This window comes from Roseivivax jejudonensis, from assembly GCF_900172265.1.
Lineage (GTDB): Bacteria > Pseudomonadota > Alphaproteobacteria > Rhodobacterales > Rhodobacteraceae > Roseivivax > Roseivivax jejudonensis.
Window position 1 is genome coordinate 1 of the sequence record NZ_FWFK01000001.1, and the last position, 20,602, is coordinate 20,602.

At 68.1% G+C, this 20,602-nt stretch carries 20 protein-coding genes and 1 tRNA gene; 7 read left to right on the plus strand and 14 right to left on the minus strand.

The features are described from left to right. Positions 1-297 precede the first annotated feature (297 nt). Together ROJ8625_RS20490 and ROJ8625_RS00015 are read left to right on the plus strand one after the other, a co-directional pair. Positions 298-501, plus strand: coding sequence for a hypothetical protein (locus ROJ8625_RS20490; RefSeq protein WP_143534995.1), 204 nt, complete (start codon positions 298-300; stop codon positions 499-501). 391 nt (positions 502-892) lie between these two features. Continuing rightward, positions 893-1,978 (plus strand): tyrosine-type recombinase/integrase, encoded by a 1,086-nt coding sequence (locus ROJ8625_RS00015; RefSeq protein WP_159456674.1) that lies wholly within the window; start codon positions 893-895, stop codon positions 1,976-1,978. 9 nt (positions 1,979-1,987) lie between these two features. On the opposite strand, the gene ROJ8625_RS00020 is transcribed toward ROJ8625_RS00015, so the two are convergent. Both ROJ8625_RS00020 and ROJ8625_RS00025 read right to left on the minus strand, forming a co-directional pair. Continuing rightward, positions 1,988-2,064 (minus strand) — tRNA-Arg (locus tag ROJ8625_RS00020). Between the two features lie 73 nt (positions 2,065-2,137). Continuing rightward, positions 2,138-4,102: a bifunctional 2',3'-cyclic-nucleotide 2'-phosphodiesterase/3'-nucleotidase gene (locus ROJ8625_RS00025; RefSeq protein WP_085789810.1), complete on the minus strand. Its 1,965-nt coding sequence runs from the start codon at positions 4,100-4,102 to the stop codon at positions 2,138-2,140. A gap of 259 nt (positions 4,103-4,361) precedes the next feature. On the opposite strand from ROJ8625_RS00025, the gene ROJ8625_RS00030 reads away from it, so the two are divergent. Then, positions 4,362-5,090: a Hint domain-containing protein gene (locus tag ROJ8625_RS00030; protein ID WP_085789811.1), complete on the plus strand. Its 729-nt coding sequence runs from the start codon at positions 4,362-4,364 to the stop codon at positions 5,088-5,090. A gap of 11 nt (positions 5,091-5,101) precedes the next feature. Here the strand turns inward: ROJ8625_RS00030 and ROJ8625_RS00035 are convergent, their stop codons facing one another. The 9 genes from ROJ8625_RS00035 to ROJ8625_RS00075 form a co-directional block, all read right to left on the minus strand. Continuing rightward, positions 5,102-6,775: a thiamine pyrophosphate-dependent enzyme gene (locus ROJ8625_RS00035; RefSeq protein WP_085789812.1), complete on the minus strand. Its 1,674-nt coding sequence runs from the start codon at positions 6,773-6,775 to the stop codon at positions 5,102-5,104. Positions 6,776-6,973: 198 nt separating this feature from the next. Continuing rightward, positions 6,974-7,984 carry an ABC transporter substrate-binding protein gene (locus ROJ8625_RS00040; protein ID WP_085789813.1) on the minus strand — a complete coding sequence of 337 codons (1,011 nt, stop codon included), beginning with the start codon at positions 7,982-7,984 and terminating at the stop codon, positions 6,974-6,976. 43 nt (positions 7,985-8,027) lie between these two features. Further along, positions 8,028-8,873 (minus strand): ABC transporter permease, encoded by an 846-nt coding sequence (locus ROJ8625_RS00045; RefSeq protein ID WP_085789814.1) that lies wholly within the window; start codon positions 8,871-8,873, stop codon positions 8,028-8,030. A gap of 124 nt (positions 8,874-8,997) precedes the next feature. Beyond that, on the minus strand, positions 8,998-9,930 hold the full coding sequence (locus tag ROJ8625_RS00050) for an ABC transporter permease (RefSeq protein ID WP_234984164.1): 933 nt from the start codon (positions 9,928-9,930) through the stop codon (positions 8,998-9,000). Positions 9,931-10,054: 124 nt separating this feature from the next. Beyond that, positions 10,055-10,882, minus strand: a complete 828-nt coding sequence (locus ROJ8625_RS00055; protein WP_085789816.1) for an ABC transporter ATP-binding protein — start codon at positions 10,880-10,882, stop codon at positions 10,055-10,057. Then, complete coding sequence (locus tag ROJ8625_RS00060) at positions 10,875-11,348, minus strand: hypothetical protein (RefSeq protein ID WP_143534996.1); 474 nt, start codon at positions 11,346-11,348, stop codon at positions 10,875-10,877. Before ROJ8625_RS00060 ends, ROJ8625_RS00055 begins: the two co-directional genes overlap by 8 nt. Before the next feature lie 49 nt (positions 11,349-11,397). Further along, positions 11,398-12,858, minus strand: a complete 1,461-nt coding sequence (gene hydA / locus ROJ8625_RS00065) for a dihydropyrimidinase (RefSeq protein WP_085789818.1) — start codon at positions 12,856-12,858, stop codon at positions 11,398-11,400. A 112-nt stretch (positions 12,859-12,970) separates the two neighbouring features. Next, complete coding sequence (locus ROJ8625_RS00070) at positions 12,971-13,219, minus strand: hypothetical protein (RefSeq protein ID WP_085789819.1); 249 nt, start codon at positions 13,217-13,219, stop codon at positions 12,971-12,973. After that, positions 13,216-14,466 (minus strand): Zn-dependent hydrolase, encoded by a 1,251-nt coding sequence (locus ROJ8625_RS00075; RefSeq protein ID WP_085789820.1) that lies wholly within the window; start codon positions 14,464-14,466, stop codon positions 13,216-13,218. Before ROJ8625_RS00075 ends, ROJ8625_RS00070 begins: the two co-directional genes overlap by 4 nt. A 184-nt stretch (positions 14,467-14,650) precedes the next feature. Here ROJ8625_RS00075 and ROJ8625_RS00080 point away from each other — a divergent pair, with 184 nt between their 5' ends. The 3 genes from ROJ8625_RS00080 (at position 14,651) to ROJ8625_RS00090 (ending at position 16,173) form a co-directional block, all read left to right on the plus strand. Beyond that, positions 14,651-15,301 carry a TetR family transcriptional regulator C-terminal domain-containing protein gene (locus tag ROJ8625_RS00080; protein ID WP_085789821.1) on the plus strand — a complete coding sequence of 217 codons (651 nt, stop codon included), beginning with the start codon at positions 14,651-14,653 and terminating at the stop codon, positions 15,299-15,301. Between the two features lie 70 nt (positions 15,302-15,371). Continuing rightward, positions 15,372-15,878: a methanogen output domain 1-containing protein gene (locus ROJ8625_RS00085; protein ID WP_143534997.1), complete on the plus strand. Its 507-nt coding sequence runs from the start codon at positions 15,372-15,374 to the stop codon at positions 15,876-15,878. 112 nt (positions 15,879-15,990) lie between these two features. Beyond that, a complete protein-coding gene (locus ROJ8625_RS00090; protein ID WP_085789823.1) occupies positions 15,991-16,173 on the plus strand; it encodes a hypothetical protein in 183 nt (60 codons plus the stop codon). 60 nt (positions 16,174-16,233) lie between these two features. On the opposite strand, the gene preA is transcribed toward ROJ8625_RS00090, so the two are convergent. Genes preA through ROJ8625_RS00105 form a run of 3 tightly spaced genes read right to left on the minus strand, consistent with a single transcriptional unit; the run spans position 16,234 to position 19,760 of the window. Then, the gene (gene preA / locus ROJ8625_RS00095) at positions 16,234-17,541 is read right to left on the minus strand and encodes an NAD-dependent dihydropyrimidine dehydrogenase subunit PreA (protein ID WP_085789824.1); all 1,308 of its coding nucleotides are present in this window, start codon (positions 17,539-17,541) and stop codon (positions 16,234-16,236) included. A 52-nt stretch (positions 17,542-17,593) separates the two neighbouring features. Continuing rightward, entirely contained in the window at positions 17,594-18,379 is a 786-nt protein-coding gene (locus ROJ8625_RS00100; RefSeq protein WP_085789825.1) for an Fpg/Nei family DNA glycosylase, read from the minus strand. 4 nt (positions 18,380-18,383) lie between these two features. Beyond that, positions 18,384-19,760, minus strand: coding sequence for an NAD(P)-dependent oxidoreductase (locus ROJ8625_RS00105; protein WP_085789826.1), 1,377 nt, complete (start codon positions 19,758-19,760; stop codon positions 18,384-18,386). A gap of 330 nt (positions 19,761-20,090) precedes the next feature. Between ROJ8625_RS00105 and ROJ8625_RS00110 the strand changes: the two genes are divergently transcribed. Beyond that, the gene (locus ROJ8625_RS00110) at positions 20,091-20,591 is read left to right on the plus strand and encodes a type III secretion system chaperone family protein (RefSeq protein ID WP_085789827.1); all 501 of its coding nucleotides are present in this window, start codon (positions 20,091-20,093) and stop codon (positions 20,589-20,591) included. Positions 20,592-20,602: the final 11 nt, after the last annotated feature.

Genomic DNA, 20,602 nt, shown 5'->3' on the forward strand with positions numbered 1-20,602 from the left:
TAAGTAACGCACGACGTCACACGTACATAGCAGCTCGCTTACATGTGATCAGTCACTCTGCTGTCGCTAGTGTTGTGTATGTTTTTTTTTTTTTTGTATCACCAGCACGACGGCGAAACGCGTAGTTCTGGTGCTTAGGGTTTTGCCTTCTTCTCTTCCCCCCCCCCGCCGCCCCCCCCCCCCCCCCCCCCCCCCCCCCCCCCCCCCCCCCCCCCCCCCCCCCCCCCCCCCCCACACGGAGACGAGCGATGACGATGCGTGAGCCCGCCCGCACCACTAGCAAGGCGGGAGGGTGAGATGGTGTTCAACAAGCGAACAACGCTCGAACATGCGGGATACCGTGGCATCACCGGGAAATGGTGGCCCGGCTTCGGGATTGGATTTGTCCTGATGTGGAAGCCCACATGCCTTGTGATCGGCGCGGAAGCCGTCTCGCACGGCGTCATGATCTACGTAGGCCCCGCCGTTCTGTGCATAGGCAATCCCGGCGGGGGAAAGTGAGATGACAGAGCCGCACCTGACAGACGAGCCGAACGCATACGGGAAACCCTTCATCGCTCCGGCGCGTGCAGAAACCATGCTGCGGGACTTTGATCGCCTGCGCCAGTCAATCCGATCAGGCGACATAAAGGCCGCAGAGAAGGCGCTGGACAAGTGCGAGCGGTGGTTTTCGTGCATTGACCCTAGCAAGGCGGGAGGGGCGTAGGATGGGACGGCCGCTAACGCCTCAGCAACTGCGCGATGCGGCGGAGGTTGCGACCGCGACCGGCACCACCATCGTCATTGAGGCCGGCGGCAGGGTTTACAGGATCGCGCCAGGTGTCGATAGCTTCCCTGTCACAGCGACAGAGAAGGACCGCGCGGCATGCGACAAAGCGTTCGGAGTGTCAGGTTGAAGGGGCTGTGGACGCATCCCAAGACGGGCCAGCGGTATTTCCGCACGCGCAGGGGCGGGAAGCCGCGCCTCGTTAAGCTGCCGAGTGATCTGCCGATAGATCACCCAGACTTTATCGCAGCGTGGGCGGCCGCAGCCAAGGAACTCGCCCCGCCAAAGGCTCACGCAACCGGCACCATTGGCAGCACCTTCAAGGCGGCTCTCGCGTCTGACAGGTTCCATACGTTTTCAGAAGGCTACAGGGCGACCGTAACCCGGCAGGCTGAGGCGGTCATTGCGAAGGTTGGAGGGGTGAAGGCGTCGGCCGTTGAACAGCACCATATCCGAGCGGACATGAACAGCAGTCCGAACCCAGAGGCTAGGCTCAAGGCGTGGCGGTTCTGGGCTGGATTCTGCATAGAGAAAAGCTGGCTGCGGGCCGATCCGACAGTGGGTCTCAGGAAACCCAAGCGGCTAAACACTGGCGGGCATCCGACATGGAGCCTACAGAGCATTGCAGCGTTCCGCGCAGCCTACCCCATCGGCACCACGTGCCGCGCCATTATGGAGCTGACCTATTGGGCCGGCGCACGGATCGGTGACGTCGTGAAGATCGGCCGGCCGCACATCGACGCAGACGGCGTGCTGTGCTTCCGACAGGGCAAGACGCAAGACATGGCTTACGTGCCCTGGACGTGCACCCTACCCGCCTACGCGCGCGGCATGGAAGCAGACAGACAAATGTGCATGGACGCTATCGCCCATCTCGGGCCGGGCCTGACGTTCCTTCAGACGAACCGCAAGCGCGCTCGATCACACAAGAGCGCAGGGCAGGACATATCTGCGGCCTGCCGGGCTATCGGGCTGGAACTGAGTGCGCACGGGCTGCGGAAGGCGCGCGCAGTCGCTCTCGCGAACGCTGGGGGCACCACGTCACAGATCGGCGCTTGGACGGGGCATAGGAGCCTGTCCGAGATCGCGCACTACACGGCCGAAATGGACCGGCGCGGAGCAGTGCGTGGGGTAGATCCTGAACATGTATCGGAAAACAGCGCCGACCCGCAGGAAAAATCTGGCTCTAGTGGCTTGAAAAGTATAGGATAAATCAAAAGGTGGCGACCCCGGCAGGATTCGAACCTGCAACCTGCCCCTTAGGAGGGGGCTGCTCTATCCAGTTGAGCCACGGGGCCGTCGCCCCGGGGCTTAGCAAAGCGGTGCGCGGTTGTCTCGGACGAATTCCGGCGCAGCGCACGCTCCGGCGGCCTACAGGCGGATGCGCATGCGTGCGAAGCCAGTCTCGGTCACGAGGCCGGTCTCCTCGATCTCGACGCCCTCGACATCCTCGATGTAGCGCGCGGCGTCCGGTCCGGTATCGAAGAGAACGGTCGTGCCCGGCATCGGCGCGAAGCGCCAGTTGCCGTCCGCTGAAGGTGTCACCGTGCCCTGCTCCACGATGTAGCGCACGATCGCGTCGCGGTTGGTGTCCGGCGCCTCGAAGACCGTCGTCTCCGGCGTCGCACCGGGGAATTCGCCGCCCCCGCCGGCGCGGTAGTTATTGGTCGCCACGATGAACTCGGCGTCGGGGTCGATCGGCACGCCGTCGCGGGTCAGGTCGACGATCCGGTGGGCGTCCGGATGCGCGACGGCACCGTCGGCGTCGTATCGTGCCGGCTGCGACAGGTCGATCCGGTAGCTCACACCATCGATCACGTCGAAATTGTAGGAGGGGAAATCGGGATTCAGCAGCGTGGCGTCGGTCGCGCCGGGCTCGATGCGGTTGAACATGCCCGCCGCGCGTTCGAGCCATTCGCGGACCTGCGCCCCGGTGATCCGCACTGCCCGCACCGTGTTCGGGTAGAGATAGAGATCGGCCACGTTCTTGATCGCCACGTCGCCCGCCGGCACGTCTGTGTAGTAGTCCGGACCGCCCCGGCCGCCGGCCTTGAACGGCGCCGCGGCGGAGAGGATCGGCAGGCCGGCATGTTGTGTGCCTTCGAGCATCTGGCGGATGTACCAGGTCTGCGCGTTCGACACGATCTGGACGGATGGATCGTCCGCCACCAGCGCGAAATACGAGTGAAGGGGCGCCGCGGTCTTGCCGACCGCCCGGCGGACATAGGCGAGCGTCGCTTCGTGCACGTCCCGAACCGAGGCCAGAACCGGTTCCACGCTTTCGACGGTGGGCGTCACCGAGCGGTCCTCGGCGCGTTCGTAGATCGGCCGTGTCGCGACCTCGGTCGTCACCACCCGCCATGCGCCGGCATCGCGTTCGAGCATCAGGTCCACAACGCCGAGATGGCTGCCCCAGAAGCCGCCCATGACCGCAGGCTTGCCGGCTATGGTGCCGGCGGCGAGATCGACATCGGCGAAGCCTTCGTAGTCCGGCGACGGGAACACCAGGTGCGAGTGTCCCGTCATCAGCGCGTCGATCCCGTCGACGCGCGCCAGCGGAACGGAGGCGTTCTCCATTCCCTCCTCGTGCCGGGGGCTGCCGATGCCGGAATGACTGAGGGCGAGGATGATGTCAGCCCCCTCCTCGCGCATCTGCGGCACCCACGCCCGCGCGGCCGCCACGATGTCACGCGTCGTGACGCGCCCGTCGAGGTGCTGGCGATCCCATGACATGATCTGCGGCGGCACGAAGCCGATCACGCCGATCCGGATCGGATGGGTCGCGCCGGCCCCGTCGGTCACCTCGCGGTCGAGGATGACGTAGGGCGGCACCAGCGTCGTGTCGTCGCGCGGGCCCGCGCCCGCGTCCTTGACCACGTTGGCGGACACGATCGGAAACTCGGCGCCGGCAAGCGAGGTCATCAGGAAATCGAGCCCGTAGTTGAACTCGTGGTTGCCAAGCGTCGAGGCATCGAAGCCGAGCGCGTTCATCGCGGTGATGACGGGGTGCATGTCGCCCTCGCGCATGCCGCGCTCGTAGGCGATGTAATCGCCCATCGGGTTGCCCTGCAGAAAGTCACCGTTGTCGAACAGCAGGGCGTTCGTCGCCTCCGCGCGGATCGCGGCGACGTGGGCCGCTGTCCGGGCGAGGCCCACCGTGTCCGACGGCCGGTCGGCGTAATAGTCGTAGGGATAGACGTGGACGTGGAGGTCCGTGGTCTCCATCAGCCGCAGGTGCACCTGCCCCGACGCCGCCCGCGCCGAGAACGGATGCAGAAGCGACAGGCCGGTCGCCCCGGCGACGGTCATGAAGCGGCGACGATCAATGGCGGGCATGGGCGGTCTCCTCTCACGATGCTCTCTCTCGATGTCTTGAGGATCCAGTGTGACAGGCGCGCGACGGCGCCGACAACCTGCACGCGACGCCGCCCGGGTTTACGGTTTTCAAAGGTCGAAACAATACCTCTATTTTCCGCAATCCTGCCACGTTTGGTGCGTCTGAGGGCCGTATTGGCGGGCGAAGAGGACGGGTGATGGCCCGGCCCGACCGGCCGCGCATGCAGAACGCAACAAGACACGATCGGCAGACCACCAGATGACGGAGTTCGGAAGCACGCAAGGCGCACGGAACGAGACCGCGACGGGCTCGGTCGCCGGCGTGTGCGACACGCCCGCCCCCTCCGGCCGCAGCGTCGACCCGACCGCGGACACCGCGGCGTCGCGCTTCGTTCACAGCCCCTGTTTCACCGCCGGCACCTGGATCAAGACCGACCGCGGCGAGGTCGAGGTGACCGAGATCCGCGTCGGCGACCGGGTGCTGACCCGCGACCACGGCTATCGCCCCGTCCGCTGGGCCGGGCACCGCCACATCACCGCCGACGAGATGGCCGAGCATGCGCATCTGCGCCCGGTGCGGCTCGCGCGGGACGCGCTCGGGCCCGGCCTGCCCTCGCGAGATATGGACGTCTCGCCGATGCACTGCGTGCTGATCCGCGGGCCCGAGACGCAGATGCTGCTCGGCCTCGACGAGGTGCTCGTTCCCGCCCGCGCGCTCCTCGGCCAGCCGGGCGTGACCCGGCGACCGGCGCGCGCGACGACCTATGTCCACTTCATGTTCGACGACCACGAGCTGGTCATGAGCGACGATCTCTGGACCGAGAGCTTTCAGCCCTGCGCCGCCTCGCTCGGCGCGCTGGAGGCCGAGCAGCGCGACGAGCTGCTCGAGATCTTCCCCGAGCTGGTCGAAGAGACCGGCCGCGAAGAATATGTCGCGGCCCGCCCGCGCCTGCGCCCGCACGAGGCGCGGCTGCTCCTCGCCGCCTGAACGCCCGGCGCTCACCGCCCCGCGCGCAACGCCGAGATCGTGGTCCGGGTGGAAATCCGCTCCAGATCGGTGACGAGCTCGATCACCGTCGGGCGGTCCGCCGCCATCGCGGCCTCGAGCGCCGGGGCGAATGCCTGCGTCGTCTCGACCCGCGCGAACCTTGCGCCGAGCCCGGTGGCCAGCGCCCCGAAATCCGGGTTGGCGATATCGGTCCCCGACACGCGGCCGGGATGCTCGCGCTCCTGGTGCATGCGGATGGTGCCGTAGCTGCCGTTGGAGAACACCAGCACGATGGGCCGCCCGCCATGCTGGACCGCGGTGGCGATCTCCATCCCCGACATCATGAACCCGCCATCGCCGACGCAGGCGACGACGGTGCGCGCCGGCGCGTGCAGGCTCGCCGCCACGGCCGCCGGCACCGCGTAGCCCATCGATCCGCAGGTCGAGCCGAGCTGCCGCCCGGGCCGCCCGAAGGTCAGAAACCGCTGCGGCCAGCCGGTATGGTTGCCCGCGTCGAGGGTCACGACCGCGTCATCCGGCAGCGCCGCATCGAGGATCCGCATCGCCTGCCCGAGGTCGAGCGGCCAGTCGGTCTGTGGCGGCTCGAGGTCGGCGAGCCGCGCCGCGCGCAGCTCCTCCAGCCATCCGCTCTCCGCCTCGGGCGCGAGCGCATGCGCGGCGAGTGCCGCCGGAACCGCGGGCGCATGGCCCGCCACCCCGAGGGTCGGCGCGAAGACGCGGCCGATCTCGTCGGCATCGGCATGGACGTGGATCAGCGTCTGGTGCGGCGCCGGCGCGGCGAGCGTGGTGTAGGACTTCGTGGTGATTTCACCCAGCCGCGCGCCGAGAACCAGCAGCAGGTCGGCCCGTCCCACAGCCTCGACCAGCGCCGGCGCGACGCCGGTGCCGAACTCTCCCACATAAGCGTCCGACCGGTGGTCCATCACGTCCTGCCGCCGGAACGACACCGCCACCGGCAGGCGGTTCGCCTCCGCCATGGCCCGCAGCGCGGCGGCCTCGTCGTCGCTCCAGACCGGCCCGCCTGCGATGACCAGCGGCCGCTTCGCCTCCGCCATCGCGGCGGCGATGTCGGCGGCGTCCGCGTTCGTCGGGCGGGCCCGCGTCGCGCGCGCCGGCGGCGCGTCCGCGGGGGCCGCACGCTCGGTCAGCATGTCTTCGGGCAACGACAGGACGACCGGCCCCGGCCGGCCCGACATCGCGGTGCGGAACGCTCGCGACAGGTATTCGGGGATGCGTGCCGCGCTGTCGATCTCCGCCACCCACTTGGCCAGCGGCGCGAACATCGCCCGGTAATCGACCTCCTGGAACCCTTCGCGGTCGCGCGCATCGCGGGCCACCTGCCCGATCAGCAGGATCATCGGCGTCGAATCCTGGTGCGCGATGTGCACCCCCACCGCGGCATGACAGGCGCCGGGGCCGCGGGTGACCATGGCGATGCCCGGCTGTCCGGTCAGCTTGCCGTGCGCCTCGGCCATGTTGGCCGCCCCGGCCTCGTGGCGCGCATTGTAGAGCGTGATGCGGTCGCGGTGATCGTGCAGCGCGTCGAGAACCTCCAGATAGCTCTCGCCCGGCACGCAGAACGCGCGGTCGGCGCCATGGATCAGAAGCTGGTCGACAAGGATCTGCCCGCCCGTGCGGGGCCGTACTGCTTCGCTCACGCACATCTCCGAATTGGTCGTCTCCCGCCGAAGCGACACCAACCGCCCGCAGATGTAAAGCCGCGCCGGCCCGCCGCGGCGTGACCTCGGCCGGGCCGTGACCTCGGCCGAGCGGTGGGGCGACCGATCCCGCGCCGAGGGCCCCCGAACGACGAACGCCGCCGGGCCCGGGACCCGGCGGCGTCTTCAGTCAGGCGCCGGCGCTCAGGAATCGCCGCCGAGCGCCTCGTCGGTCACCGCGTGGGTCCAGGCGCCCTCGGGCTCCTCGGTGATCGCCGGGTTCTCCTCGGACACCGCCGAAAGCAGCGTATCCACCGTCTGCTGGTAGTCGGCCGGGTCGAGCGCGCCGTCGGAACCGGCGGTCAGCTTGGCCACCTCACCCATCATGTAGACCTGGTGATCGAGCGTCTGCGCGCCGGTCATGTCGTTGTCGACGACGATCTGCGCCGCCTCCTCGGGGTTGTCCTCGGCCCATTTCCAGCCGCGCATGGAGGCGCGGACGAAGCGGGCCATCTTGTCGACGAACTCCGGATCCTCGAGGTCCTCCTCCAGCACGTAGAGCCCGTCCTCGAGCATGCCGACACCCTCGTCGAGATAGTTGAAGTTGACGAGTTCCTCCTCGGTGTAGCCGGCGTCGAGGATCTGGCCGTACTCGTTGTATGTCATCGTCGAGATGCAGTCCGCCTGCCCCTGCAACAGCGGATCGACGTTGAACGCCTGCTTGAGGACGGTCACGCCCTCCTCGTCGGCGCCGTCGGTGTCGATGCCGAGCTGCGCCATCCAGGCGTAGAACGGATACTCGTTGCCGAAGAACCAGACGCCGAGCGTGCGCCCGGGAAAGTCCTCCGGGCTCTCGACGCCGGTCTCCTTGAGACAGGTCAGCTGCAGCCCGCCCGTGGCGAAGGGCTGGGCGATGTTGACGAGAGGCACGCCACGCTCGCGCGCGGCGAGCCCCGCGGCCATCCACGTCACGATGACGTCGGCGCCACCGCCGGCAATCACCTGTTCGGGCGCGATGTCGGGTCCGCCCGGCTTGATCGTCACGTCGAGGTTCTCGTCGTCGTAGAACCCCTGTTCCTCGGCCACGTAGTACCCGGCGAACTGCGCCTGCGTCACCCACTTGAGCTGCAGCGTCACCTCGTCGGCCTCCTGCGCGGACGCCGGCACGGCGAGCGCGGCGAGGCCGAGCGCCCCTGCGATAAGTCTGGTCGTCATGTAGTCAGTACCTCCTTGTGGGTCCCGGCTTCTCGCCCGTCTCTCAGGTCCGGTGCGACGGGTGCCAGAACGTGACCCGTTTCTCGACGGCCGCGATGGCGCCGTAGAACAGCGTACCCGCGAGCGCCGCCACCGCGATCTCCGCCCACACCATGTCGAGCGCGAGTTGCCCGACAGAGGTGGAGATGCGAAAACCGACGCCGCGGATCGGCGAGCCGAAGAACTCCGCGACGATCGCGCCGATGAGCGCGAGCGTGGTCGAGATCTTCAGCCCGTTGAAGACGAAGGGCATCGCCGCCGGAATCCGGAGCTTCAGCAGGGTCTGCAGGTACGACGCGCCGTAGGTGCGCATGAGGTCGCGCTGCATCGCCCCGGTTTCCGCGAGCCCCGCGACCGTGTTCACCAGCATCGGAAAGAACACCATCACCACCACGACCGCTGCCTTCGACTGCCAGTCGAAGCCGAACCACATCACCAGGATCGGCGCCGTTCCGACGATCGGCAACGCCGCCATGAAGTTTCCGACCGGCAGCAGCCCGCGGCGCAGGAAATCGACGCGATCGGCGAGGATCGCGACCGCGAAGGCGGCGACGCAGCCGATTGCGTAGCCCGACAGCGCCCCCTTCACGAAGGTCTGGACGAAGTCCTCCCACAACGTGCCTATCCGGTCGGCGAAGGTCGCCGCGATCACGCTCGGCGCCGGCAGGATCACCATCGGCACCCCGAGCCCGCGCACGATCAGTTCCCACATCGCCAGCAGCGTCGCGCCGAAAACGAGCGGCACAGCCAGCCGCACCATTGCGCTGTCCGCCGCGGGCCCGTTGGCGAGCCGCGCATTGGCGTACCACGCCCCGGCCCACAGGATCAGCGCGAGGCTCACGAGCAGCACGGCATCGCCTCCCCGCGCCCACGACAGGGCGCAGCCGCATCTTCTTGGCGGAAATACTCCGCGGGGGGCTGCCGCAGGCAGCGGGGGGCGCGCAGCCCCCCTCCGGTCTCGGGCAGGCGCGCCGTCACGACCGCATTCCCATCCGCCCGAGAAGCGCGCGCTCCACCACGCCCAGCGCCCCGACGCACAGCGCCGCAAGAATCGCCGCGGCGAAGAGCGCCGCCCAGATCTGCTCGGTCTGGCCGTAATAGCTTCCCGCCAGGAGCCGCGCGCCGAAGCCCGCCGAGGCGCCGGTCGGCAGCTCGCCGACGATCGCGCCCACCAGCGACGCCGCGATGCCGATCTTCAGCGAGGCGAAGAGATACGGCATCGAGGCCGGCAGCCGCAGCTTGCGGAAGATCTGCGCCTTCGACGCGCCGTAGGTCGCCAGGAGATCGAGCTGCATCCCGTCGGGGCTGCGCAGCCCCTTCACCATGCCGACCACCACCGGGAAGAACGAAAGGTAGGCCGAGATCACGGCCTTCGGCACGATGCCCTGGATGCCGATCGAGTAGAGCACCACGATGATCATCGGCGCGATCGCGATGATCGGCACCGTCTGGCTCACGATCGCCCAGGGCAGCACGCTCATGTCCATCACCCGGCTGTGCACGATGCCCACCGCCAGCGCGATGCCGAGCCCGGTGCCGATGACGAAGCCGAGAAGCGTCGCCGAGAGCGTCACCCAGCCATGATAGACCAGCGAGCGGTTGGAGCCGATCGGCTCACCGGCGGTCCCGGCCCAGAGCTCGGCCGCCACCTGGTGCGGCGCGGGCAGCCGCGCGCGGTCCTGTCCGAAGGCGCCCGAGACCGCGACCTCGGGGTTGGCCAGCGCGAGCGCGAGCCCGCCCATCTGGCGCCGCTCGGCCGGGCTCTCCGGCGTGACCGCGATTCCCGCGCGCGCCGCCGCCAGAACCGAGGACTGCGCGTTCATCGGGATGCACGCGAGATACCACAGCCCCAGGATCGCCGCGACGATGGTGGCCACCGGCACCAGCGTGTGACCGATCCCGCGCATCCAGAGCGCGGCGCGCGCGGAGCGTCCGATACCGGCGCCCTGCCCGGAGATGGGAGCCGTGTCGGTCATCGCGCCGCCCCGCGGGAGTCCGGCGTGCTGCGCGTCCGGTCGGCCGTCCGCTGCGTCATGCCGCCTCCATACCGGCGCGCAGCCCTTCGCGAACCCGGTGGGCGACGTCGATGAACTCGCGGCTGTCACGGATGTCGAGCGGCCGCTCGCGCGGCAGCGGGCTCTCGATCACGTCCGAGATCCGCCCCGGCCGCGGCGACATCACCACGATCCGGGTCGACAGGTAGACCGCCTCGGGGATCGAATGGGTGACGAAGAGCATGGTCTTGCCCGTCCGCCCCCAGAGTGCCAGAAGCTCCTCGTTCAGCCGGTCCCGCACGATCTCGTCGAGCGCGCCGAACGGCTCGTCCATCAGCAGCAGGCCCGCATCGAAGCTGAGCGCGCGCGCGATCGACGCGCGCTGCTGCATGCCGCCCGACAGCTGCCAGGGATACTTCGTCCCGAACCCTTCGAGGTCGACGAGCGCCAGCGTGTCGCGCACCCGCCGCCGCTTCTCCTCCTCGGAAAAGCCCATGATCTCGAGCGGCAGCCGGATGTTGCCGTCGATGGTGCGCCATGGATAGAGGCCCGCGGCCTGGAAGACGTAGCCGTAGGCCCGCGCCCTTCGCGCGGCGTCGGCGCTCATTCCGTTCACGCTCAGGCGGCCGCCGGTCGGCGTCTCGAGGCCGGCGACGCAGCGCAGGAACGTCGTCTTGCCGCAGCCCGACGGGCCGATGAAGGACACGAACTCGCCCTGCCCGATCTCGAGATCCACGTCCTTCAGCGCGTGAACCGGCCCGTCATTCGTATGGAATGTCAGCTCCAGGTTCGCTGCAGAGACCACCGGACCGGCTCCCGCGCCGGACACGGGTTCGGGCGTTGCGTCGGACGTCGTGTCAGACATGGTCCGCCTCCGTCCACGCCGATCGCGCGACCGGCAGCGACACGAGCGCCGCGACCGCCCCGACCCAGACCGAGGCGTCCCGGGCATCCGGCCAGACCGGGCGCTCGCCGGATGCCGCCACCAGCACCGTGAAGGAACCGATCGCGGCGACCCACACAGCCCCCGGCAGGGCCACCATCGCCGCGGCACGGCGCGACATCACCCGCGCGGCGAGCCCGAAGACCGGCGCGAACAGGAGCGCCGCCACCGCCGCGCCCACCGTGACCGCCGTGGCGAGCCACGGCAGGGCGAACCGCCAGCCGACGGCCGAAGACGAGACGACGGCCGTCACGACAGCGACGGCGCTCGCGTCCTCGGGCATCCCGCCGATCACGGCGCCGATCGCGGCCGCGAGCCCGACCGCCGCCAGCGGGAACAGGACATAGGTCAGACCCGTCGTCGCGTAGTAGGCCACGGCGAACCTCACGATCGGCCGCCCCGATGCCGGGTTTCGTGCCGTGCCCGTGCCCGCCAAATCACACCCCCGCCGGGATGTTCATCGGGTCGCGGTGGATCTGCTTCGGTGCCGTCAGCGCCTTCCATTTCGACAGCGCGGTGTGCGCCGAGGGGAAGGCCGGACGCGGCACGAACCGGCCGCGCCCCGGCTGCGGCTGGCTGTTCTGGCCCCAGGCCCAGATCACCTCGCCCCGGCTGATCGTGTAGCGCGGCTGGGCCGTGACCTCGAATCCCTCGAACACGTTGTAGTCGAGGATGGAATGGTGATTGGACGCGCTGATCGTCTTGGTGATCGACGGATCCCAGACCACGATGTCGGCGTCCGCGCCTTCGACGATCGCGCCCTTCTTGGGATAGATGTTGAGGATCTTCGCCACGTTCGAGGACGTGACCGCCACGAACTCGTTCATCGTCAGCCGCCCGGTCTCCACGCCCGTCGTCCACAGCACGCCGAGCCGCTCCTCGAGACCGTTCGACCCGTTCGGGATCTTGGTGAAGTCGCCCACGCCCATGCGCTTCTGCTCGGTCGAGAAGGCGGCGTGGTCGGTCGCGACCACCTGCAGCGATCCCGCCTGCAACCCGGCCCAGAGCGAATCCTGGTGCTGCTTGTTGCGGAACGGCGGCGACATCACCCGGCGCGCGGCGTGGTCCCAGTCGGTGTTGAAGTACTCGCTCTCGTCGAGCGTCAGGAACTGTGCAAGCGGCTCGCCATAGACCCGCATCCCCTTCTGCCGCGCCCGGCGGATCGCCTCGTGCGCCTGCTCGCAGCTCACGTGCACGATGTAGAGCGGCACGCCCGCCGCATCGGCGATGGTGATCGCACGGTTCGCCGCCTCGCCCTCGAACTCGGGCGGACGGGAATAGGCGTGGCCCTCGGGCCCGGTGATGCCCTGTTCCAGCATCTGCTGCTGCATGTCCGCGACCAGGTCGCCGTTCTCGGCATGCACCATCGGCAGCGCGCCCAGCTCCTTGCAGCGCTTGAACGACGCGAACATCTCGTCATCCTCGATCATCAGCGCGCCCTTGTAGGCCATGAAGTGCTTGAACGAGTTGACGCCCATGTCGACGGCGTCCTTCATTTCGTCGAAGATCAGCTCGTTCCAGCCGGTCACCGCGCAGTGAAAGCCGATATCGGCGCAGATCTGCGGCCCGGACTTGCGGTGCCAGTCGTTGATCGCATTCTTGATCGACCCGTCGGCGCCCGGCAGCACGAAGTCCACCGTCATCGTGGTGCCGCCGCAGGCCGCGGCCCAGGTGCCGGTCTCGAAGGTCTCGGCGGCGGTCGTGCCCATGAAGGGCATCTCCATGTGGGTGTGCGGGTCGATGCCGCCGGGGATGACATAGGCGCCCGAGGCGTCGATCACCTCGTCGCCGGACAGGTTCTCGCCGATCTGCTTGATCGTCTCGCCCTCGATCAGCACGTCCGCCGTCCAGGTGCGGTCCGCGGTGACGATGGTGCCGTTCTTGATGACCTTGGTCATGGTCTCTCCCTGTCGTCTCTGGCGCGCCGTGTGGTCTGTCGCGCGCGGTCCTGCGCTTCTTCTTGGCAAAAATACTCGTATCCCGTCGCCGCCACCGGCGGTCCGGCGCGGATCACCCCGCCGGCGCCACGCAGACCGGCGCGCCGTCGCCGTCGAGCACCGGCTCGGCGATGCTGGACCCCGCCGGCACCACCGACTGGCAGCCGTTCTCGTCGATCATCAGCGTGGCGCCCTCGGCATCCTCGACGAGCGTGGTGCCGCCCACCTGACGGATGCCGCCCTCGCCTCCGCCGCCGCCGAACCCGCCGGAGCAACCGGCGGCCAGCAGGACGACGATGATGAGTCCCGTGCGTGCGGTCACGCGACGATCTCCGCGGTGTCCACCACTGCGTGCATCAGCACGTCGGCCCCGGCGCGCGCCCAGTCCTTGGTGATCTCCTCGGCCTCGTTGTGCGAAAGCCCGTCGACGCAGGGGCACATCACCATCGCCGTCGGCGCCACGCGGTTGATCCAGCAGGCGTCGTGGCCCGCACCCGACACGATGTCGCGATGCGAGTATCCCAGACGCTCGGCCGCGTCCCGGATCGCCGCCACGCAGCCCGTATCGAAGGTCACCGGATCGAAATGCCCGACCGGCTCGATCTCGATGCCGAGACCCAGTGTCTCCGCGATCTCGGCCGCCTCGGTCTCGAGCCGGTCGCGCATGGCGTTGAGCTTGTCGAGATCGGGCGACCGGAAATCGATGGTGAAGACGGCCTTGCCGGGGATCACGTTGCGCGAGTTCGGATAGACGTTGGCCTGCCCGATCGCCCCGACAGCGTTTGGCTGGTGGTCCATCGCGATGCGGTGGACAGCCTCGGTGATCCGCGCCATGCCAAGGCCGGCGTTGACCCGCATCTCCATCGGCGTGGAGCCGGTATGCGCGTCCTTGCCGGTCAGCGTGACCTGCAGCCACCAGAGGCCCTGTCCGTGCGTGACCACGCCGATGTCCTTGCCCTCCGTCTCGAGGATCGGGCCCTGTTCGATATGCAGCTCGAAGAAGGCGTGCATCTCGCGCGTGCCCACCGGCTCCTCGCCGCGCCAGCCGATGCGGTCGAGCTCGTCGCCGAAGCGCTTGCCCTCTGCGTCGGTCCGGTCCTCGGCCCAGTCCTGCGCGTGCATGCCGGCAAAGACCCCCGACGACAGCATCGCCGGCGCGAAGCGGGTGCCTTCCTCGTTCGTCCAGTTCGTCACCACGATGGGACGTTTCGTACGGATTCCGAGGTCATTCAGCGAGCGCACGATCTCCAGCCCGCCCAGGACGCCCAGCACTCCGTCGTACTTGCCGCCCGTCGGCTGCGTATCGAGATGCGAGCCGACATAGACCGGCAGCGCGTCGGGATCGGTGCCCTCGCGGCGCGCGAACATGTTGCCCATCGTGTCGAGACCCATGCTGCAGCCGGCATCCTCGCACCAGCGCTGGAACAGGGCGCGCCCCTCGGCATCGGCGTCGGTAAGGGTCTGGCGGTTGTTGCCGCCGGCGACGCCGGGGCCGATCTTCGCCATTTCCATCAGGCTGTCCCAAAGCCGTTCGCCGTCGATCCTCAGGTTTTCGCCCGGTGCTGCCATGTCACATCCCTGTTCGCCGGTGGCGGGACCGCGCTTGACCGCGCCCGCTCCGGTTTTTTACCGTTTGGTAAAGGGACGATTGCAACCGGGCTGCGGCCTGTCAAGCGAGCGATCCCGAGCCCGCCCCGGCCGGCGCACAAGATTTGGGCAGCCTGCCTGCCATGTTTCCAGTGAAGGGACCCGCATGGCCGAGGACGGCTCTCCCGAGGGTGGCACGAAACCGCTGAGCCGGATCCAGGCCCGCAATCGCCGCCGGATCCTCGAGGCGGCGCTCGACGTGTTCTCGCAAGCCGGGTTTCGCGGCGCGACTCTCGACCAGATCGCCGAGAGGGCGGGCATGTCGAAGCCCAATGTCCTCTATTACTTCGACAGCAAGGACTCGATCCACGTGGCGTTGCTCAACGCACTGATGAGCCGATGGCTCGCCCCTCTCGAGCGGCTGGGGACGCGCGCCGGCGAGCCACCGCTCGACGCGCTCATGGCCTACATCCGACGCAAGCTCGAGATGAGCTTCGAGATGCCGCGCGAAAGCCGGCTCTTCGCCGGCGAGGTGCTGCAGGGCGCGCCGCGCATGGCGCCGCATCTCGACAGCACGCTCAAGCCGCTGTTCGACGAGAAATGCGCGCTCATCCGGCGCTGGGTGGACGAAGGGCAGCTCGCCACGGTCGATCCCGAACACCTGCTCTACTCGATCTGGGCGGTCACGCAGCACTACGCCGATTTCGAGGCGCAGGTCGGGGCGCTGACCGCGGACCAGGCCACGGCGCGCGAGCGCGCGGCCACACATGTCGATGCGCTGTTTTTTCGGCTCCTGGCCCCCCGCCAGAAGACATGAATTCCTGTTTCTCAAATGCACTGTTAAGACCTAGTCTCTATTACTGGGGATGAGTGCGAGGAGACGCGAGATGCAGAGCGCAACGGAATTCGACGAGGCTCACATTTCCAGGGATCGCGACGTTTTCGTACGGGAACTGCTGAGCGAACTCGCCGAAATCCTCGAAAGCGGTGTCGGCCTCGAACAGACCGCGTCGTTCATCGCGCGCGTCGGCAACCGCATCGGCTCCAGCATGAACGCGGAATACGTAGGCGCGGTGCCGGGCGACCGGCTCGAGGTCGAACAGGTCGCCGCCGCCCTCGTCGACCTCAAGCGGCGGATCGACGGCGGCTTCTCCGTCGAGAGCGTCGACGACGAGGAAATCGTGCTGGTCAACAGCGCCTGCCCGTTCGGGCACTACGTCCACGGCCGTCGATCGCTGTGCATGATGACGTCGAGCGTGTTCGGCCGCATCGCCGCGGACAATCTCGGCTATGCGCGCGTGGAGATCGAAAAGGCGATTGCGCGCGGCGATCCGGGCTGTCGGGTGATCATCTATCTGAACGAAGGCGACGCCGGGATCGAATACAGCCGGTGATACGCATGCCGCCGCCGGCGCGGGCACGCCCTTGGAACGTCCCATCCGATTCGTCCGTTTGCGTGGTACAGTGGCCACTCGTGGCAGAACGCATCGACGGAGGAGACCCGAGATGGATGCGATGCAGATCTCTCACTACGCGGGCGCGCTCTACCGCGCCCATGGGCCGAAAGCCGAAGCGGAAGCGTCGCAGCGCGCGCAAGCCTGCGAGGTTGCAGGCCGGATGGACGAGGCGGAGGACTGGCGTCAGATCCGCGCCGCGATCTGCCGGCGTCGCCCCGCACGCGAGACCTGACGGGCCCGACATTACCGCATCACGAATTACCGGGCCGCCGGAGGCCGGCGGCCCGGTTGTTCATTCGGCGGCCTTCACGGCAGCCGGATTGTTCGGGTGCGTCGTCCAGTTGGCATAATGCGGCTCCACCGTGCGTCCGGTCCGCGGATCGACCTCGCCCGGGGCCATTTCCACCATCGTGATGCAATCCTCGACCGGACAGACATCCACGCAAAGGTTGCACGCCACGCATTCGGCATCGATCACCTCAAACACGCGGCCCGGCTTCATCGCGATGGCCTGATGCGAAGTGTCTTCGCACGCGGCGTAGCAGCGGCCGCACTGGATGCACGCATCCTGATCGATCCGCGCCTTGGTGACGTAGTTGAGATTGAGGTATTGCCAGTCGGTCACGTTCGGAACCGCGCGCCCCACGACCTCGGCCACCGACGCGTAGCCTTTCTCGTCCATCCACTGCGACAAGCCACGCTTCATCTCTTCGACGATGCGGAACCCATAGGTCATCGCCGCGGTGCACACCTGCACGTTGCCGGCGCCGAGCGCCATGAACTCCGCCGCGTCGCGCCACGTCGTCACGCCGCCGATACCCGAGATCGGCATCCCGCGCGTCTCGGCGTCACGAGCGATCTCCGACACCATGGATAGCGCAATCGGCTTCACCGCCGGGCCGCAATACCCGCCGTGCGAGCCCTTCCCGTCGATGGTCGGCTCGGGTGCCATGCTGTCGAGGTTCACGCTGGTGATCGAGTTGATCGTATTGATCAGCGACACCGCGTCCGCACCGCCGTTCTTCGCCGCCGTCGCAGGCTTGCGAATATCGGTGATGTTGGGCGTCAGCTTCACGATCACCGGGCGGTCGTAGTACCGCTTGCACCAGCGCGTGACCATCTCGATATATTCCGGAACCTGCCCGACAGCAGAGCCCATGCCGCGCTCGCTCATACCGTGTGGGCAGCCGAAATTGAGCTCGATCCCGTCCGCGCCCGTCTCCATCACGCGCGGCAGGATCGCCTTCCACGCCTCCTCCTCACACGGCACCATGATCGAGGCGATGAGCGCGTGGTCGGGGTAATCCGCCTTCACGCGCGCCATCTCTTCGAGGTTGGTCTCAAGCGGGCGATCGGTGATGAGCTCGATGTTGTTGAGGCCCATGAGGCGACGGTCCGGCCCGTAGATCGCGCCGTAGCGCGGCCCGTTCACGTTCACGACCGGCGGGCCCTCGGCGCCGAGGGTCTTCCACACGACGCCACCCCAGCCGGCCTCAAAGGCGCGGCGGACGTTGTATTCCTTGTCCGTCGGCGGCGCGGAGGCGAGCCAGAACGGGTTGGGACTCTTGATGCCCACGAAATCGGTCGTCAGATCGGCCATTGGTGTCTCCCTGCCGTGGGGCGTATCGGCCCCTGGGTCGTGATTGCCGCTCTCAGGCAGCCTCCTGGTGATCGGCGCAGGCATACGCGGTGCGCCCGCCGACTTTCGATTTCTCGATCCTGCCACCGCATGCCGGGCACGCCGCGCCGGATGTGCGGTGCGGAAACAGCCAGTCGTCCGGGATCTGGCTGTAGTCGGCGTCGGCCGACACGAGATGGCCCAGAACGTCGTGCACCGCTTCGTGAAGTCGCGCGGTCCGGTCGGGCCCGAGCGCGTCGGCCCGGGTCTCCGGCGCGATGCCGGCGCGGTAGAGCGCCTCGTCCGACCACAGGTTGCCGATGCCGGCCAACTTGGTCTGCGCCATTAGCGCGGACTTCACCGCGCCACGCGTGCGGCCCATCACGTCGGCGAACGCGTTCGCCCCGATGTCGAGCGCGTCGGGCCCGAGACGCTTTTCGGCGATGTAGGCATCGGGATCGTCGATCACCGCCATCGTTCCGAACTTGCGCGGATTGCGGAATGCCAGCCGGCGGTCCCCCTCGAACACGAAGGTCACCTTTGCGTAGTCGGGCTCTTTTCCGCCGGCATCGTAGGGCCGGAGCGATCCCGTCATCCCGAGATGGACAACGATCCACGGTCCGGTTTCGGACCCGGCGAAGATCGCCTTGCCGTGACGGCGCGTCTCGGTGAACTGGCGCCCAGTCAGCCGGCCGCGCGCGTTGTCGCCGGGCAGGTCCATATGCGTGACCTCGCCCAGCTCGACGCGTTCGATCGTGCGGTTGAGGCAATCGGCCTCCACCCGCCGTCGGTTCGCCTCGCATTCCGGCAACTCGGGCATCCGATCAGGCGCCCCCTGCCGCCTCGCCCAGCGCCGGGCGTGTCTGCGGCACCGCGACGCCCATGAGCTCGGCATGGATGTCTGCGGCGGCATCGCGGCCCTCTGCCACCGCGACAACGGTCAGATCCTCGCCGGGCGTGCAGTCGCCGCCGGCCCAGACGCCCGAAACCGACGTCCGGCCCGCGTCCGACACCTTCAGCTTGCGGCCCTCGGTCTCGAACCCGTCGAGCGGCACGAAGGTCTGGCCGATCGCGCGGAACACCTGGTCGGCAGGCAGGCGCATCGTCTCGCCCGTCCCGCGCAGGCCGGTGCCATCGTCGGCGGTGTATTCGAGCTCGATTTCCACCGCGGCCCCGTTGCCGTGGATCGCCTTGGGCTGGGCATTGGCCACGATCCGCACACCCTTCGATGTCGCCAGATCCTGCTCGTACTGCGACGCGCCCATCCGATCGCGCCCGCGACGATACGCGATGGTCACGTTCTCGGCGCCAAGAAGTTTGGACTGCACTGCGACGTCGATCGCCGTCATGCCGCCGCCGATCACCACGACGTTGCGCCCGACCGGCAGGCCGGTGAGATCCGACGCCTGGCGCAGCTCGGCGATGAAAGACACGGCGTCATCCACGCCCTCGCGCTCGGAGCCCTCGATGTCGAGCGCGTTGACGTCGCCAAGCCCGATCCCGAGGAACACTGCGTCGAACGTCTCTTTCAGAGTGTCGAGATGGAGGTCGCTGCCCAGCGCGCGGCCGGTCTCGAAGGTGATGCCGCCGATCCCGGCGAGCCAATCGACTTCGCGCGCCGCGAACGCGTCCACCGCCTTGTATGCCGCGATGCCGTACTCATTCAGCCCGCCGGGCTTTTTGCGGGCATCGTAAACCGTGACGTCGTGGCCCCGCATGGCGAGCCCGTGCGCACAGGCGAGCCCGGCCGGCCCGGCGCCGACGACTGCGACCCGCCGGCCGGTCGGGGCCGCCCGGTCGAACGGATGACCCTGCCGGGCCATGACGCTGTCGGTGGCGTGGCGCTGCAGCCGACCGATCTCGACCGGCTGGCCCTCCGCGATCTCGCGCACGCAGGCGCCTTCGCACAGGTCCTCGGTCGGGCAGACCCGCGCGCACATCCCGCCGAGGATGTTCTGCTCGAGGATTGTGCGGCCCGCCGCCTCCGGCTGTCCGGTCGCGATCTGGCGAATGAACAGGGGAATGTCGATTTCGGTCGGGCAGGCTTCGACGCAGGGCGCATCGTAGCAGAAGTAGCACCGATCGGCGGCGACCGCGGCCTCGTGCGGCGAAAGCGGCGCATGCAGATCTGCGAAGTTCGACGCGATCTCCTCGGCGGTGAGTCGCCCGGAGGCGATGCCTGGGGTCAGCGGGTCGGCCATGGAATCCTCCGGTCCGTCATCGTTCGGGCGAGCCTGCCACGGATAAAAATTTTTCCAAACGGTAAATTTTTCGCTGCGCGGTAAAAACCGAAGCCGGAGCGGCCGGACGCTCAAAGCCTGGGCAGCGAGGGCGGCCCGCCTCATCTTGCGTGCGGGATCGCGCAATCCACAAGTTAGTGGGCGTGTCGTGAAAATATCGCTTTACACTCGAGCTGCGGCACAGGCACGATATCTGGTAAGGGCGGAGCAAGAACGCGCCGCCCCTAGAGCAGGCACCAAGCGCTGGGGGCGCTGCCAGCCCCGGGCGCGACAACAGATGAGGTTGGCGCCATGGCATTGTCCGAGCAGTTCCTGGAAGACGACATTCACCCGATCGACATCGTCGAGCACATCGCGTCGCACAACGACTGGGACTTCGATCGCGTGGGCGACGACCAGATCGCGATGGCGGTCGAGGGCCAGTGGCGCACCTATTCCATCACCCTCGCCTGGTCGCATTTCGACGAGACCCTGCGCCTCATCTGCACCTTCGACATGGAGCCGCCGACCGAAAAGCTGCCGGCGCTTTATGAAGGCCTGAACCGCGTCAACGACCAGTGCTGGGCCGGCGCCTTCTCCTACTGGGCCGAACAGTCGCTGATGGTGTTCCGGTACGGTCTCGTCCTGTCCGGCGGACAAGTCGCCAGCCCGGACCAGATCGACACGATGATCACCGCCGCTGTGGTGTCGGCCGAGCGCTACTACCCCGCGTTCCAGCTCATCGCATGGTCCGACAAGAGCCCCGAGGCCGCGCTTCAGGTCGCCATTGCAGAAGCCTACGGCCGCGCGTAATCCTCCGATCG